Source organism: Oleiphilus sp. HI0132, assembly GCF_001635845.1.
In genome coordinates, this window is the sequence record NZ_LWGJ01001027.1 from 1 (window position 1) to 15207 (window position 15207).

Annotated in this window: 14 protein-coding genes and 1 pseudogene; 4 read left to right on the plus strand and 11 right to left on the minus strand. The window is 44.3% G+C overall.

Annotation, left to right across the window (positions count from 1 at the left end; translation table 11 throughout):
* Window positions 1–35: 35 nt before the first annotated feature.
* The 5 genes from A3766_RS11885 to A3766_RS11905 form a co-directional block, all read right to left on the minus strand.
* A complete protein-coding gene (locus A3766_RS11885) occupies window positions 36–1100 on the minus strand; it encodes a GTP-binding protein (protein WP_082865307.1) in 1065 nt (354 codons plus the stop codon).
* Entirely contained in the window at window positions 1081–3102 is a 2022-nt protein-coding gene (locus A3766_RS11890; RefSeq protein ID WP_068513771.1) for a protein meaA, read from the minus strand. Before A3766_RS11890 ends, A3766_RS11885 begins: the two co-directional genes overlap by 20 nt.
* Before the next feature lie 189 nt (window positions 3103–3291).
* Window positions 3292–4980: an acyl-CoA dehydrogenase family protein gene (locus A3766_RS11895; RefSeq protein ID WP_197469631.1), complete on the minus strand. Its 1689-nt coding sequence runs from the start codon at window positions 4978–4980 to the stop codon at window positions 3292–3294.
* Window positions 4981–5201: 221 nt separating this feature from the next.
* Complete coding sequence (locus A3766_RS11900) at window positions 5202–6314, minus strand: GGDEF domain-containing protein (protein WP_068513774.1); 1113 nt, start codon at window positions 6312–6314, stop codon at window positions 5202–5204.
* Between the two features lie 71 nt (window positions 6315–6385).
* A complete protein-coding gene (locus A3766_RS11905; protein WP_068513777.1) occupies window positions 6386–7393 on the minus strand; it encodes a zinc-dependent alcohol dehydrogenase family protein in 1008 nt (335 codons plus the stop codon).
* 504 nt (window positions 7394–7897) lie between these two features.
* On the opposite strand from A3766_RS11905, the pseudogene A3766_RS11910 reads away from it, so the two are divergent.
* The 3 genes and pseudogenes from A3766_RS11910 (at window position 7898) to phaC (ending at window position 11413) form a co-directional block, all read left to right on the plus strand.
* Window positions 7898–8946, plus strand: a pseudogene (locus A3766_RS11910) (acetyl-CoA hydrolase/transferase family protein).
* 144 nt (window positions 8947–9090) lie between these two features.
* Window positions 9091–9471, plus strand: coding sequence for a phasin family protein (locus tag A3766_RS11915; protein WP_068511741.1), 381 nt, complete (start codon window positions 9091–9093; stop codon window positions 9469–9471).
* Between the two features lie 154 nt (window positions 9472–9625).
* Window positions 9626–11413: a class I poly(R)-hydroxyalkanoic acid synthase gene (gene phaC, locus A3766_RS11920; RefSeq protein ID WP_068513780.1), complete on the plus strand. Its 1788-nt coding sequence runs from the start codon at window positions 9626–9628 to the stop codon at window positions 11411–11413.
* A 17-nt stretch (window positions 11414–11430) separates the two neighbouring features.
* On the opposite strand, the gene A3766_RS11925 is transcribed toward phaC, so the two are convergent.
* From A3766_RS11925 to A3766_RS28925, 4 genes are read right to left on the minus strand one after another with little or no spacing between them, the layout of a single operon-like run.
* Complete coding sequence (locus A3766_RS11925; RefSeq protein ID WP_197469623.1) at window positions 11431–11664, minus strand: YacL family protein; 234 nt, start codon at window positions 11662–11664, stop codon at window positions 11431–11433.
* A 14-nt stretch (window positions 11665–11678) separates the two neighbouring features.
* The gene (locus A3766_RS32405) at window positions 11679–11804 is read right to left on the minus strand and encodes a YacL family protein (RefSeq protein WP_197469622.1); all 126 of its coding nucleotides are present in this window, start codon (window positions 11802–11804) and stop codon (window positions 11679–11681) included.
* 20 nt (window positions 11805–11824) lie between these two features.
* On the minus strand, window positions 11825–12574 hold the full coding sequence (locus tag A3766_RS11930) for a chemotaxis protein CheX (RefSeq protein ID WP_068633895.1): 750 nt from the start codon (window positions 12572–12574) through the stop codon (window positions 11825–11827).
* Between the two features lie 3 nt (window positions 12575–12577).
* Complete coding sequence (locus tag A3766_RS28925) at window positions 12578–12820, minus strand: hypothetical protein (RefSeq protein ID WP_068641541.1); 243 nt, start codon at window positions 12818–12820, stop codon at window positions 12578–12580.
* Between the two features lie 195 nt (window positions 12821–13015).
* On the opposite strand from A3766_RS28925, the gene A3766_RS11935 reads away from it, so the two are divergent.
* On the plus strand, window positions 13016–13468 hold the full coding sequence (locus A3766_RS11935) for a DUF302 domain-containing protein (protein WP_068513781.1): 453 nt from the start codon (window positions 13016–13018) through the stop codon (window positions 13466–13468).
* 1 nt (window position 13469) lies between these two features.
* Here the strand turns inward: A3766_RS11935 and A3766_RS11940 are convergent, their stop codons facing one another.
* Both A3766_RS11940 and A3766_RS11945 read right to left on the minus strand, forming a co-directional pair.
* The gene (locus A3766_RS11940; RefSeq protein ID WP_068513786.1) at window positions 13470–13871 is read right to left on the minus strand and encodes a MaoC family dehydratase; all 402 of its coding nucleotides are present in this window, start codon (window positions 13869–13871) and stop codon (window positions 13470–13472) included.
* Window positions 13872–13986: 115 nt separating this feature from the next.
* Window positions 13987–15129, minus strand: a complete 1143-nt coding sequence (locus tag A3766_RS11945; RefSeq protein WP_068513789.1) for an HD-GYP domain-containing protein — start codon at window positions 15127–15129, stop codon at window positions 13987–13989.
* Between the last annotated feature and the right edge of the window lie 78 nt (window positions 15130–15207).

Consider the following 15207-nt stretch of genomic DNA (forward strand, 5'->3'; position numbering starts at 1 on the left):
ATTTTGATTCAAGTTGTTGATATGTATCAAAAAATCTAGTCATGAATCTGATTAATGAATTGGGCAATAATTGTTTTAAATCTTAACTCTTTTTCTTCAAGGCTTCCTGTATGGAGGCCTTTATCCTGAGCGAAGTGCTCGTATACCCCTTCACCGAACTCGCCGTAAGCTTGTTTAATCCACTTATGTAAAAAGTAGTTTTCTTGCTTTTCCAAAGCTTCCTGACTAATAGCTTGGTCGCGATATGCAAGTACGTGATCAGCCAGTTCAGTAATACCTTTGCGCTTTATTGCGCTGGTTAAAAATATATCTTTAACATTTGCTTGCTTTTTATCACCGGCATTTTCTACATAAATACTGGCTAATTTTAGACTCGATTTAAGCAAGTGCAGACTTTTTTTCGCTAAATTATCTTCATCACATTTATTGATGATAAAGGTGTCCGGGACTTCCATGATTCCGGCTTTCATAAACTGAACCTGATCGCCAGCCAATGGCTGCATTACCAGGCAGGTATGGTCGCTAAGTTTCTGAACTTCAATCTCACTTTGGCCGATACCGACCGTTTCAATGATGATCAGATCAAAAATTTTTCTTAGCAAGCGCGTTACGTGGAAGGTTTGCTTACTCATTCCACCCAAGTCTTGCTGCGAGGCTTGAGATCGGAAAAATAGTCGCTTGTCTTTTACCGGGAAAATTGTCCGTGTCCGGTCGCCGAGCAGGGCGCCGCCAGACTCATGGCTAGAAGGGTCTATCGCCAAGACAGCGATCGACATGTCCGAACGCTCTTTAAGCAGCGTTAAGCAAAGCTCGCCGATTAAACTCGACTTACCTGCACCGGGCGTACCGGTAATACCCAAGACCATACCTTGTTTGTCGTTACCAGATTGCTTCTTTTCTAGATAAGAGACAATCTGGTGCCGAGTGACAAAGTTCTGCGTGGTATTTCGCTCAAAGACCGAAATTAGTTGGGCAATTGGCCACTTCTCTAGATTGGCTGCTTGCTCTAACTGCTGCGCGACTTTCTCAGGTAGCTCTGACTGCATTTGTGCAGTCAGTTGATCAAGCGCAAGATCAGGCTTAGTTTGCTTTTTGTGCATTAATGACGTCCATGATCTCGTTCATCACTGCCATTAGGTCAAAATCTTTTGGCGTGAAAATGCGCTTAACACCCTTGCTTTGAAGTGATTCAAAGTCTGGTGTTGGAATAATGCCGCCCAGAATGACAGGAATCGCATCCTTGGCATTATTGTTTTCTAACTCTTCAAATAACTGATCAATAATCTCGTTGTGAGAACCAGAAAGCAATGAAATACCGATCACATCGACGTTTTCTTCCAAAGCCGATTGCACGATATCTGCAGCACTTAAGCGAATACCGAAGTAGATAACATCGAAGCCTGCATGACGCGCTGCAACAGCAATCATTTCAGCACCATTTGAGTGGCCATCAAGGCCCGGCTTGCCAACGACGATACGAGGGCGATAGCCATTCGTTTCGATGAATTGCTCAACTTTAGCTCGAACCTGTTCCAGGGTATCTGACTCGATTGTCAGCGCCTGACCATCAACACCTGTTGGTGGACGGAATTCGCCGAAGGCTTCACGTAAGGTATCTGACCATTCGCCCGTGGTTACGCGCGCTTTTGCACATTCAATAGAGGCTGCCATCATATTTTCGCCATTTTTTGCGGCTTCAGCCAAGGCTTTTAGAGAAGCTTCTACACGGGCGGCATCGCGGCTGGTTCGTGTATTGTTTAAGGCATCAATGGTTTTCTGAGCAGCTTCAGCGTCGACCATAAATATACCGCCGTCACTGTCTCCAACGAGTGGTGATTCAATACCGTCTGTCCACTTGTTCTTACCGACCACAACTTGCTCGCCTTGAGCCAGCTTGCTCATTCGCTCGCCTTGAGAAGAAACAAGAGAAGACTTCATATAACCGGTCTTGATAGCTTCAACACAACCGCCCATATCTAGAATCTTATTAATTTCTGCAAAGGCTTGCTCTTTTAGCTCAGCTACTTTTGATTCGATAACCTTAGAGCCTTCGAATAGGTCAGGGTACTCAAGCAAGTCAGTTTCATAAGCCATAACTTGCTGAAGACGCAGTGACCACTGCTGATCCCAAGGGCGCGGAAGGGATAGAGCTTCGTTCCAGGCAGGTAGCTGAAGTGCGCGACAACGTGCGTTACGGCTAAGTGTCACGCCTAATGTTTCGATCAGAATACGCCATGCATTGTTTTCTGGCTGTTCTTCAGTCAAACCCAAAGAGTTAACCTGAACACCGTAACGGAAGCGACGGTATTTAGGGTTCTTAACACCGTAACGTTCACTGGTGATCTCATCCCACATTTCGCCAAATGCGCGCATTTTGCAGGTCTCTTCTACAAAGCGCATACCAGCGTTTACAAAGTAAGAAATTCGGCCAACGCAACGCTCAAACTCTTCTTCATTGAAGCAGTCACGTTCTTTGATTGCATCCAGAATTGTAATTGCTGTTGTCAGAGCGAAAGCGAGTTCTTGAACAGGCGTCGCGCCGGCTTCTTGAAGGTGATATGAGCAAATGTTTGAAGCATTCCATGAAGGAATGTTGTGCAAGCAGTATTCATACATGTCGACGATAATGCGAATAGAATCTTCTGGTGGGAATATGTAGGTACCACGTGCCAGGTACTCTTTGATCAAGTCATTTTGAGTCGTGCCTTTAAGCTGGCTAATATCTATGCCACGCTCTTCAGCTAAAGCAACATACAAAGATAATAACCACATGGATGTACCATTGATGGTCATCGAGGTGTTCATTTCCTCTAAAGGAATGTTATCGAATAGTACTGCCATGTCATCGAGTGAATTGATCGGCACGCCGACCTTGCCAATCTCGGGTTTCGCAATATCATGATCGGAGCTGTAACCACATTGCGTGGGGAGATCCATTGCAATACTTAAACCCGTCTGGCCTTTTGCCAGGTTATTACGGTAAAGCTCATTGGAGGCCCAAACATTGGTGTGTCCGGCGTAGGTTCTGAAAATCCACGGACGGTCTTTGCTCGGCTTATCTTCTTTATCGTAGATCAGATGCGCTTTATTTTGCTCACTCATGTTACTTCATTCCGATGTGGGTCGATTCCGAGAGTACTTGAGGCTCTGTCCTCGACACTGCATGTCGCTAGTTCAATGTTTATTAGAGATCGGTCAAAGCGTCTTTCAATAGGAAAGTTTTTGAATGATCTCTTTTAGGGTTTGCTTAGCCAGCACAACAGCTTGGCTGGCTGAGAATCAAATCGCAATCTACGCTGCGTTCTCGATTAGGGTTCTGGCAATTACTTTCAGTGCAAGAGTCTCTTCAGCACCTTCAAAGATAGAGAGTACGCGGGCATCAATCCAGTAACGGCTCACTGCTGATTCTTCTGCATAGCCCATACCTCCGTGAATCTGCAATGCCTCACGTGTTAGCCACTCAGAAGACTTACAAGCAAATAGTTTCACTAGGCTGGCTTCCATCTGGCCTTTGCCTTCATCCATCAAACGGCCTACGGCGTAGGTAAACTGGCGCGAAGCGGTCATCAAGGTCGCCATGCGAGATAGTTTGCTTAGGGTAAGCTGGTATTCACCCACAGGCTGGCCAAATACTTTACGTTCTTGTGAGTAGCTGATCGCACGCTCATAAGCGGCTTGCATGAGGCCATTTGCACGTGCAGCAGTTTGGATACGTCCACCAGAGAAACCTGCCATCGTGTAATAGAAGCCTTTACCCAGGCCTTCTTCACCACCTAACAAGTGGCTGTCTGGAACAAAGACATTATCGAAGAATACGTCGAAAGAGTGCATGCCTCGGTAACCGATTGTTGGGATTGCTTTCCCGCTTAGCTTACCGCCACCTTCTTGCTCGTATTCAAAATCATGGCCGTCGAAAGAAGGTTTTTCAACTAGGAACATGCTTAAGCCTTTGTGGCCCAAGCCTGGATCAGGGTTAGTACGCGCTAGTGTTAACAAAACGCCAGCTTTACCGCCAAAAGTACACCATGTTTTCGCGCCGTTAAGTACCCAACCACCGTCAACTTTTTCAGCTTTTAGTTTCATGCCTGCAACGTCAGAACCAAAATCTGGCTCGGTAATGGCAACTGCGCAGGATGGGTCAGCCCAAGCTAGCTTTGGCAGCCAATATTGTTTCTGTTCTTCAGTACCACCGGCCATGAGAGCTTTAGAAAGAATCTCAGGACGTGTAATCAAACTACCTGCTGCGGCTAAAGAGCCACGAGACAGTTCTTCAGTTACAACGATCATGCCCATGTTATCTTCACGGTCGTCTGGCTGTAAGCCGTCGTAGCGCTCTGGAATAGACAAACCGAAACAGCCCATTTCAACCAATGGCTTTAGAATTTCATCAGGAACCATCAAATCTTCGCGATGAATATGCTCTGCTTTTGGCATGACAACGTCTGTTGCAAAGCGCTGGAATGATTCACGCATGATTTCTTTATCTTCATCAAGTAAAGGATCAGTTGTGCAGCCATCTTGACCTAGCATGATTTTACCAAGCTCAACAAGTTTAGCAGTTTGCAGGTAGGTGTCGCAGAAATCCACAACAGCATCGTTGTCAAAGCTTTCAGCAAACTGTTCTTTAGACAAACCAAACTCTCTGGGTTTGGTGGCTAGACGAGCTTTAGTGCTTTGTACGGCTTCAGCACAGAACATCAATGCAATCGTTTCTTCGAGGTAGAGTTCTTCTTGTTCGCCTTTAGAGGCTCTGATTTTTTCAGCGTAATCACAGATTGAGCTAGCGGCTGCAATTTCAGCAGAAGCGTAGGCGAGGTCATAGGATACAACCTGGTATTCGTCTAATTTATGCCCGGAAAGGCGGCCCGTTTCGTTCAAGCACAGGTGCTTGATATGGCTTAGAGAAGTGTTGAGGGCATTCTGCGCGTGGCTGACGACAGCGCGTGCGTTCGAGATTAGCGTTGATGCTTGTCCAGACAAAGGGGAATCTCCTAATGTAAATACGTAGAAAAAAATCTAAAAAAATGGGTGTTAACTATAATTAACCGGCCATAATATAGGAAAAAAAAGGGTAAAAAAAGCTTTTGGCTGAGGCTATATTTTCTTTCGAATGAATTTAGCTGGTTAGTTGGGAAAAGTATTTGTTGCCAGGTCTATATCTAATTGGTACTACTTATAAATTAAGCTGGCGTGTGCTGACTTCAGGAAAGTGCATAATATTGGTTTCTACCATGCTCTTTTGCGTAATAAAGTGCAGTATCCGCTTCTTTTACTAACTCGCTTCGGTCATTACGAAAATTTGGTGTCGTGGTTGCACCACCAATGGAGCAGGTAATATTGATGACTTGACCATCTATTTCGAACTCTAAGTCTGATACTGCCTTAAGCATGCGCTTGGCAATATTCTCGGCACCATTTTTGTTTGTATTAGGTAGCAAAACGATAAACTCTTCACCGCCGTAGCGTGCGACGCAGTCAGAAGGTCGGGCAACCTCATCGTTGATCGCTTTGGCTGTTTTCTTCAAACAGTCATCGCCAAACATGTGACCATAGTTATCATTGAGGTTTTTGAAGAAATCCAGGTCAATCATAATGAGACTTAATGGGCAGGACATTCGCGAGCAGCGTTTCCACTCTTTACTGTATTCTTTATCAAAGAACATTCGATTCTTTAGCTGTGTGAGCGGATCTGTGGTGCTTAATTGTTCCATGAGCTCAGCCCTCTCTTCTGCAACCAAGTGATTGGTAATCGCAGACCAGTAGTCGTTATGGCTCGCTTTGGAAGAGGTGAATATGTAAGTCAGGCAGATACTGCATAACAAGGCATACATTAAGTTGCTGGTACTGCCATCATGAATCAAGGCGCCAATCACGGGCAGAAGCATAAAGATAGGGTAGAGAGTCCGGATTTCCGAAGATATGCTCAGTGTACTAGCACCGCCGACAGTGAAGGCGGGGGTAATAATTAAAATAGCGGTTTGCATCACTGTTAAACTGTCATCATAGATAACCCAGGCCGACATGCAGCCCCAATGAAGTGCTGCACCAAGAATAGTGATGACAAGCCATTGATGTAAGACGGGAATGTTAGGTGAGGGGCTACGGTTAAGTATTAATAGATGAGCAATTCGCAAGGCAGCAAATAATATGATTAGCCCCGTGTTTAGATAGAGAAAGCTGGGGTTGACTTGATCAAGGTTGAAGGTAAAAGCCAGAATTACCCAAACACCAAAATAGGTTAATATGCCGCTCTTTGCTCTATTCGTCAGGTCAGCTAAAGCATGGCTTTGCAGTTGTTGATGGTAATGAGGCATTTTTTATTCTGGCCTTCCGGTTTATCTTTATTATTTGCGTCTATATATCTGGCAGTATAAAGCATTCCTTACTAGGGCGTGATAATAATTTTCCCAATATGCTTATTAAGAGACAAGGTTGAAAAAGCTGACTGATAATCGGACAAACTAAAGGATTGAGCAATAACTGCTTGTAGATGACCTTCGCTAAATCCGCGACGAATTGCAGTAATGGCTCTTTGCTTCTGTTGCTCCTGTTCTAGTGTCTGGTCGACCGTATAGCCTTTTAGCGTCAACAAGCGCTTCATCAATACACCTGCGTGAATATCCATGGGCCGCCTGTCGAGCATTCCCTGAATTACAATTCTACCGCCTCGTGTTGAGGCTTTTACCAGGCCATGTGTGCCAGGGCCTGCCACGGCATCAAATACCAGGTCGCTTCCTTTTCCCTGGGTTATGCTCATCACTTCTTCGGCATATTTGAGGTTAGCTTCATCATCTCTGTCTTGGACGATGACATGCGGTGCGCCGAGTTGGCTCAGTATTTCTGCCTTTTCTTGACTAGTTGTGGTGGCTATGGGGTTTGCGCCAATCATGTTGGCGATTTGGGTAGCCGCGATACCCACGGAACTTGATGCTGCGGTGATAACGACATTTTCACCCGGTTTGAGGCCTCCCGCTTCAATCAAGCCTCCCCAGGCAGTGAAGTAGGCCATCCAGATTGCGCCACAGTGTTCATCGGGTACCGAGTCAGGGCTCGGTATGAGCGATGCTTCGTTATAGGCTCCATATTCTGCCAGTGTGCCTTGTGAATGAACATCAAAGCTCATTGGGCATAGGGCCACTTTGTCACCTAGCTTAAAGTTACTTTTACCGTCAGCTGGTAATGCGTCAACAATCCCGGCGGCTTCGAAGCCTAACCTGCTTCCTGGGTTTGGCTTGATAAAGTAGCGGTTTTGACAGAATAGAAGGTCGCCTCGATTCAAACCAATGGAGCGTATTCTTACTCCTACCTGGCCTGGTAACGGGGCTGGTTGATCTTGTTCTATCAGTTCAAGGCTATCCAGGTTTGGTGGAGAGCTTATGCTTAGGGCTTTCATAGTTTGGCTGTTCACGCTAGAAGGGTCGTTAATTTGGTGCAATATTGAAGCTGATGTTGCTCAAAAAAGCTATAGGTTTTTAAAAGACATAAGCAGCTGAAATCACACCTGTAAGAAATAATTCACTAAACTAACACGCCGCCTTAAGAATGTTTGTTCAAACTGGGTTTACAGTAAAAGAATCTTAAGGGGAGTAGCAAGATGCTTGAAGCCGTTTATCAATCGAAGAAAATTTCCAAGGAGCAGCTTTCCGGGCAGATGCTTGGCGTATCAAACCTGATACTGGGAATGAGTGTTGCCATGCCGCGTCTACTTCTTAGCTGGCTAAGTGAATGCGCTGAACAAGAGCGAGTTGCGCCGTTTAATTTGTATTACATGCACGGCTCAGAACATCTACGTAATACGCTTCTTAAACCGTCTTTGTCGGGGAGGATCTCGCCCAGGCCATTATTCTTAAGCGCCTCAGACCGACAAGCGCTGGCTGAGTCAAAAGATGAAGCATGGATGCAGTTTGTACCGACTAATTTTCATCAGGTTGGACGTTTGCTGACTGCCCATATATCACCGGATTGTTTTATGGTGGCAGTCTCAAGTATGGATAAACACGGTTATTTTAGTCTGGGGACTAATGCCGACTATGGCGCGAGTGTCATTCGTAAAGCCAGGCGAGTGGTGGTTGAGGTTAACTCGAATATGCCTAAAACGTTTGGTGAATGTACCATTCATATTTCCGAGATTGATGCACTGGTCGAACATGATGAGGCTCTGTGCGAAACGCAATTATCTGAGCCTGGTCCAATAGACAAGATAATTGCCAGTCAGATTGCAGAACATATCCATGATGAAGATACATTGCAGATGGGAGTTGGTGGTGTGCCAAATGCGGTGCTCGGAATGTTAGATAGCCACCGAAATTTAGGCCTGCACTCTGAGTTGTTTTCGCCCGCGATGGTTAGGTTGATTCAGTGGGGAGTTCTGACCGGTAAGAAAAAATTCTGGATGCAGCACAAGCACGTGTTTACCTTAGCTTTGGGTGACAAAGCGATGTATGACTTTATGGATGATAACCCTTCGATCGTTGGTTATCCTGCTTCCTGGGTGAATAATCCGGCAGTGATCAGTAAGAACAATAATATGGTTTCTGTAAACGCTGCAATCGAAGTTGATTTGACGGGGCAGGTGAATGCAGAGCATATGAATGGTCAGCAGTTTTCAGGCACCGGAGGGCAGTTGGATTTTGTGAGGGGGCTTATATGGCCGAGAATGGCCGTTCTTTTATCGCGCTTCATTCTACAGCAAAAAAAGGTCAGGTGAGTCGAATTGTCCCACGCATAGAGGGTGGGGCTGTGACCGATACCCGTATGGATACGCATTATATTGTGACGGAAAATGGCTGTGTAGATTTAAAGGGTAAATCTTTAAGTGAAAGGGCTGAGCTACTAATACAGCTGGCGCATCCCAGGTTTCAGCAAGAGTTGATCGATAGTGCCCGAGCAATGGGGGCTTTGGGAAAAAGTGGGCGAAAGTTGCCCGGTGCAGAAATTGCTTCATAGTTAAAGAGAGGGACGCTTTTATGACTTGGGTCATTGAGGATTATTCCTTTCTAGTATTACAATCGAATAGAAATATCTCTGACATAAAAGTGTCTTAATATGCCAAGGATATGTTTTGTTAAACCCAGTGATGAGGATAGGGAATTGAATACAGATTTTTTGAAAGATCTAAACGAAAAAGCAAAGGAATCACTGGCGCCTATGAGTAAAGTTGGTGAGTTAATGACCAGCTCTATGCAGGAAACCTTCAAAGCACAAATGGAGTCGGCGAAAAAATATTCAGACTTTGCATCGGCCCGTTTTAAAGCATTTACCGAAGTAAAGGACCCTGAGTCTTTACAGGATTTCTTTAAAGAGCAGATGGAAGCTTTTGGCGAGCTAAACGAGCAGATGATGACTGATATTCAAGCACTTAGCGATGCTGGAAGTAAGTTTCGTGAAGAGTTGGAAGAAATTATGAAGTCGGCTTCAGAGCCCAAAACTGAAGCAAAACCAGCTGCTAAAGCGACAAGTAAAGCAAAGTAGTGGTATGACAATGAAGGCCAGTACTACTTAGCAGTTCTGGCCGTTCATGACTTTTTTCGCAGGCACTTTCTCCATACCGCTATCTATACCTCTAGATTGGGTATTTAGCCCTTTTGGCTGCCTGTTCTATAAGAATAATTAGGAACACGCTCTTATGACGAAAAACCTTTTTGATAATCCCTATTGGAAAATGAGTGCCAAGGCAATGGAAGAAAGCCAGCGCGCTTTAACTTACCTTTCAACTCAATTGAATGAAGAGCATGGTAGCTTGCAGGCTGTTGCCAGTGATGCTACAGAGTCTTATCTAAAGTATGTCCAAGAGGTTGTAAAGCATCCTTGGGAAACGACAAAGCAAACGGCAGACTTGGGCAAGAATTACTTTCGTGTCGTTAAGTCGGCTTTATCGCAGGTTGCGGGTCGAGAGGTTGAGCCGGTCGTTGAGGCGGAAAAAGGAGATTTTCGATTTAGTGATGAAGGCTGGGTTGAAAACGCTTATTTTAACTTTATCAAGCAAGCTTATTTGGTGACCGGTCGTGCATGGTTAGATAGCATTAATTCTATGCCAGGCCTTGATGATAAAACGCGTAGCAGAGCAGAGTTTTTTGTCAGGCAGCTCGTTAATGCCGCATCACCTTCAAACTACATTCCTACAAACCCAGAGCTTTTAAGTCTTACGATTAAAACTCGCGGTGCCAATCTGGTGCAGGGCTTTGAGCGCTTTGTAAAAGACTTGGAAAAAAGTGCTGATACCTTAAAAATCACCATGACGGATGATGAGGCCTTTCAGCTAGGTGAAAATATTGCGACCACCAAAGGAAAGGTTGTTTATCGTTGCGAGTTGTTTGAGTTGATTCAATACTCTCCGCTTACCGATAAAATCACTGAGACGCCTTTGCTGATCATTCCACCTTTCGTCAATAAATTCTATATTCTCGATTTATCAGAAAAGAATTCCCTCGTGCGATGGGCGGTAGAGCAGGGGCAGACCGTCTTTATGGTGTCTTGGTTGAACCCGACTGAAAAAGAGCGGAATATCGGTTTCGACCGCTATGTCACCGACGGTGCATTACATGCTCTAGAAGTGGTTGAAAAACAAACGGGGATCCGTGAAATCAATGCGGCGGCCTATTGTATTGGCGGCACCTTATTAATGACTACGCTAGCCTATATGGCTGCGCGTAAGCTAAAGCCTCGTGTTAAGTCAGCAACGCTTTTTACGACCTTGACAGATTTCTCTGATCCGGGAGATATTGGTGTATTTATCGATGACCATACGATTAAAGCGATAGAACATCAGAATAATCAAAAAGGCTACTTCGATGGCAGAGTGATGGCGGTTTCATTCAGCAAACTGCGTGAGAACTCTCTGTATTGGAATTACTATATCCAGAACTATCTAAAGGGTGAGTCTCCGACGCCTTTTGATCTTTTATACTGGAACTCCGATAGTACTAATATCACCGGTGCTTGTCATAACGAGATGCTGCGAAAATTCTATATGGAAAATCGTTTGGTTAAACCAGGTGCTTATGCGGTCAATGGCACCAAAATAGACTTGTCCAAAATAGAAGTACCTTTGTATTTTATCAGTACCCATCAAGATCATATTGCCAAGTGGCGTGTTACCTATGAAGGTGCCAAAATCTGCAAAGACAACGCAACCTTTGTGCTGGGTGAGTCCGGTCATATAGCGGGTATTGTTAACCCTCCAGCGAAGAAGAAGTATTCTTACTGGACGAATGAGAATATTGTTGACGATGCGGATGAGTGGCTCGCGGCGAGTGAGCACCATAAAGGCAGTTGGTGGACACATTGGAACGACTGGCTCCAGCCCTATAAAGGCGAAGAGATCGAAGCTCGTTTGCCCGAAGCAGGAAAGCTTGAAGTCTTATGTGATGCCCCTGGTACCTATGTAAAACGTAAGCTTGGTGTGATGAACTGATAGAAGAAACTATCGTTCTAGGGCAGGCTTTTGTTTTTAATAAAACGCTGCCATTCTAGCAAGGCTTGTTGGAAGTCAAGTAAACCACATTCTGCCTGGAGCTCCTGGTCATATAATTCTGTATTTTCAGGAAGCTCTTCGTAGACCTCATAACCGAGAGCGTTCGCAAGAACTTCTGCTCCCACTTTGTCTAACCTGAGTTGAAATTCAGAGCCTTGAAAGTGGTATTGAGTGATTTGTCCTTTTTCCACTTTGTCTATTATTGTTAAACCTCGTCAATTGCGACGATAGTCTTTAGCTCCATATTGAAGTAAGTAGCGATAGCTTCATGGCCGCTAGAAAATAGGGCTTGCGGCTGGGAACTCTCATCAAACAAAAACTCGTAATCCAATTTTGGCCTCTGTTGTTTGATTAAAACATTTCCAAATCACCATCTTCAACCAGGTGCTCTACAATTTGATCGTTTTCAGTAAACTTTTCAGGTGACCAGCTAAGGTTGAAGATAAGGCGTTGATAGATGGTGATTTCATCAAAGCGGAATTTAGGGTCGATCAGCTTAAACTTAAAGCATAGTTGAGGCTCGGTTGAACCAAAGGACATATGTTTTTGAGAGTGGTTTACCAGCGTTGGGACATAAATACGATTGCCTTCTAAACTCTCAACGGAAGAGAAGTAGCAAGAGCGTGCTTTACCCCAAATCAGGTTGGTGGCTTCGTTGAGAATCGAGTTAATATCATTGCGATTCGGACGCATTGAATGAATGGCAGTTGCGTCAGAGCGAATTAAATCAGTGATTTCCTTTTCAGTGGTCTGCAGCATCATATAACCACGGCACCAGTCACTTTCCAAAGGAATCAGTGTGAACAATTCACCATAGATTAATTGGTCTTTTACCAGGTAGGGGTAATCACAATGAACTTTTACCCCGGGGATCAGGCTTTCAAATACTTGAGTAGAGATCTCCTGAAAGCCCTTGGCCAACTCCAGAGGGTAATACATGCTACAAATATACTCGTTGATCAAACCGTTAAGTTGGTCAATGTTGTTGTTTTCATAGCTGCCAGCAATCGCTTGAAGGACTTCAGGAGAAAGTTCTTTACGCGTTACTCTGCGTAAAAATATCGGTAGTTCAGGACGTTTGCGGTGAATCTGGAGGCACAAATCTCAACCACTTACGCCACTACTATCAGGCGCTTCGGTCAGGAATACACTGCCCAGGTCGAGATTTGACGACAGGACTTCGTCAAACTCACTCGACGCCCCTTCGAGACCGATATGGTCGTCCTCGGTTTTGACTCTTAAACCAACCAAATTATTTTCAATGCAAACATCTTTTAACAAGGTCAATGACGTTTTTTCGAACTCGTGTACAAGTACTTTACTGACAATTTTTGTGTCCTTGCTCATCCATACCTCGTTTAAAACGGACCTGAGAATTAACAAATTTGAAACTGCATTTGATGCTACAACAGTATAGTGTACAAATAAGGCTAGCGAGTAAAATTATCAGATTGAGCCGCTTGTGCTCGAACTTGAGTGTGCTACCTTATATGCTATTAACCAGGAGTCGCTTAAGTACATAGATAATAAAAAGGAAAAATTATGAAAAGTATAATGTTGATGGTCCTATGCGGCTTTTTGGCTTCATTCAGTGCTATCGCTTCTGAAGGCCTGGTATCACTTGAAAGCCCGTATACAGTGAAGAAAACTGCCGACCGATTTGAATCAATTATTCTGGCGAAAGGTCTAAGTTTGTTTGCAAGAATTGATCACAAGGAAAATGCGGAAAGCGTTAATTTGGCTATGCCCGAGACGGAGCTTATTCTTTTTGGTAACCCAAAGGTAGGAACACCTCTAATGAACTGCGCGCCAGCGGTAGCAATCGATTTACCGCAGAAAGTAATGATTCAAAAGGATAATGATAATAAGGTCAGAATTTCATACAACAATCCGGAGTATTTACAGAAGCGTCACGATATTCAAGGTTGTGACCAAGTCATATCTAAAATCGCCGCAGTACTGAATAAGCTGAGTACCGCAGCAATTAGTCAATAATTTAGCCAGCAAACATAACAACCGCTTCGCCTTCGATCACGGTTTCTCCCTGATCGTTTACACAGAGGGTGCTAAGCGTAATGATGGGCTTATCATTACGTATGTTGATAATCTCTACTGTTGCAGTGACTTCCTGATTAATAAATATTGGTTTCTTGAATTTTAAGTCCTGCCCCAAGTAAATGGTACCTTCTCCGGGCAGGTGTTTTCCTAACAAACCAGAAAAAAGGCTTGAAACAAGCATCCCGTGGACTATTTGTTTACCAAATGGTGTCTTGGCTGCATAGTCGGCGTCAAGGTGGACCGGGTTGAAGTCAAGTGATAACTCTGCAAAAGCATTTACTTCTGCTTCAGAAAAACGTTTGCTGATACTTGCGCTTTGGCCAAGACTAACTTTCGACATACTTGTTTTATTCCCTTAATGCTTGTTGTGAGTGATGAGCCGGTAGTGACTAGCTCGATATTAGTTTGTCTACATTAAAAAAAGGTGACACTGATAGACGTCAAGCCAAGGGTATTTAGCCAATAATATTTTCTTTGAATTGTCGTTGGATTTCTTCGACTAGCTCGCGATTTTTAATTAGTGCATCAACGCATTCCCTATCCAGCTTAGTGCCAGCCATGGCGTCAATTTTTGCGAAAGCATCATCGTTTGACCAAGCTTTTTTATAAGGTCTCTCACTGGTTAGTGCGTCAAAGACATCGGCTACTGCGACAATTCTTGCCTCGATAGGGATATCTTGGGCAACTAGCCCATCAGGGTAGCCGGAACCGTCGTAGGCTTCGTGATGGTGGTGGGCGATATTTTTCAGAATGTCGATGTAGTTGAGGCTATCTAGGCTGAAGTTTTCTAACAGCGTATCGATTAGCTCCTTGCCTTTCTCTGCGTGAGATTTCATGATCTCGAATTCTTGATCATCTAACTTTCCTGGCTTTAAGAGTACAGAGTCGGGAATACTAATCTTGCCAATATCATGCAAAGGTGAGAACAGGAAAATATGCTCGACAAACTGGTCGTCAAAACCATATTTATGCGCCAGCTCGTCAGCGATTAGTCTTGAAAATCGGGACATTCGGTCGATGTGCATTGCTGTTTCAGGGTCACGATGGTGAGTGAAATTCATGGCGCTTCTGACAGTTGCTTGTAAGGTACCTACCACATCTTGTTCATGGGATACCAGAAGAACGAGCATGTGAGCTGTCATATCCAGGTCTACCAAGGTGCTTTCTTCAAAGACGTTTTTTTCGAAGGAGTTAAAAAATATAAAGCCGATAAATTGCCCATCTTGATACATTGGAAATGTATAGCTAGAGCCGAAATGACTCTTTTCTAATACTCTCGTATGGGTATTCTGGCCGTCAGAAAAAATTTCCATATTGTTTACGACTCGTGGATTCCCACTCTTGATTATCTCTATCAGGGAAGGGGCATCGCTTAAACTTGCTTGATAGTGAGTCAAAGGGCTTTCGTGTTCGCTGCTCCAAGCAAAGGTTTTAAGGGTATCGGTTTTCGCATCAAACAAGGCGACGGCGATACGGTCAATATAGTGATGCTGATGTTTTAAGTGCCCATGGAGTAGCCGCAACTTTTCAAGTAAAGGGCTACTGGAGCCTAATTTCTTTAAGGGGTCTTGGTGACTGTATACGCTTGGTTTGTCCATGTTTCATCTTTAGCTCGTTCAAGTCGTTAGTTCTAGTATAGACGAGCTGGGTCAAGCGAAAAGCAAAAAACTAAATTG

Bases quoted from the DNA above. Each gene is read 5' to 3' on its own strand.
- phaC (WP_068513780.1), top strand. From the start codon at position 9,626: ATGACGAAAAACCTTTTTGATAATCCCTATTGGAAAATGAGTGCCAAG.
- A3766_RS11935 (WP_068513781.1), top strand. From the start codon at position 13,016: ATGAAAAGTATAATGTTGATGGTCCTATGCGGCTTTTTGGCTTCATTC.
- A3766_RS11885 (WP_082865307.1), bottom strand. From the start codon at position 1,100: ATGCACAAAAAGCAAACTAAGCCTGATCTTGCGCTTGATCAACTGACT.
- A3766_RS11945 (WP_068513789.1), bottom strand. From the start codon at position 15,129: ATGGACAAACCAAGCGTATACAGTCACCAAGACCCCTTAAAGAAATTA.
- A3766_RS11900 (WP_068513774.1), bottom strand. From the start codon at position 6,314: ATGCCTCATTACCATCAACAACTGCAAAGCCATGCTTTAGCTGACCTG.
- A3766_RS11940 (WP_068513786.1), bottom strand. From the start codon at position 13,871: ATGTCGAAAGTTAGTCTTGGCCAAAGCGCAAGTATCAGCAAACGTTTT.
- A3766_RS11890 (WP_068513771.1), bottom strand. From the start codon at position 3,102: ATGAGTGAGCAAAATAAAGCGCATCTGATCTACGATAAAGAAGATAAG.
- A3766_RS11905 (WP_068513777.1), bottom strand. From the start codon at position 7,393: ATGAAAGCCCTAAGCATAAGCTCTCCACCAAACCTGGATAGCCTTGAA.
- A3766_RS28925 (WP_068641541.1), bottom strand. From the start codon at position 12,820: ATGAGCAAGGACACAAAAATTGTCAGTAAAGTACTTGTACACGAGTTC.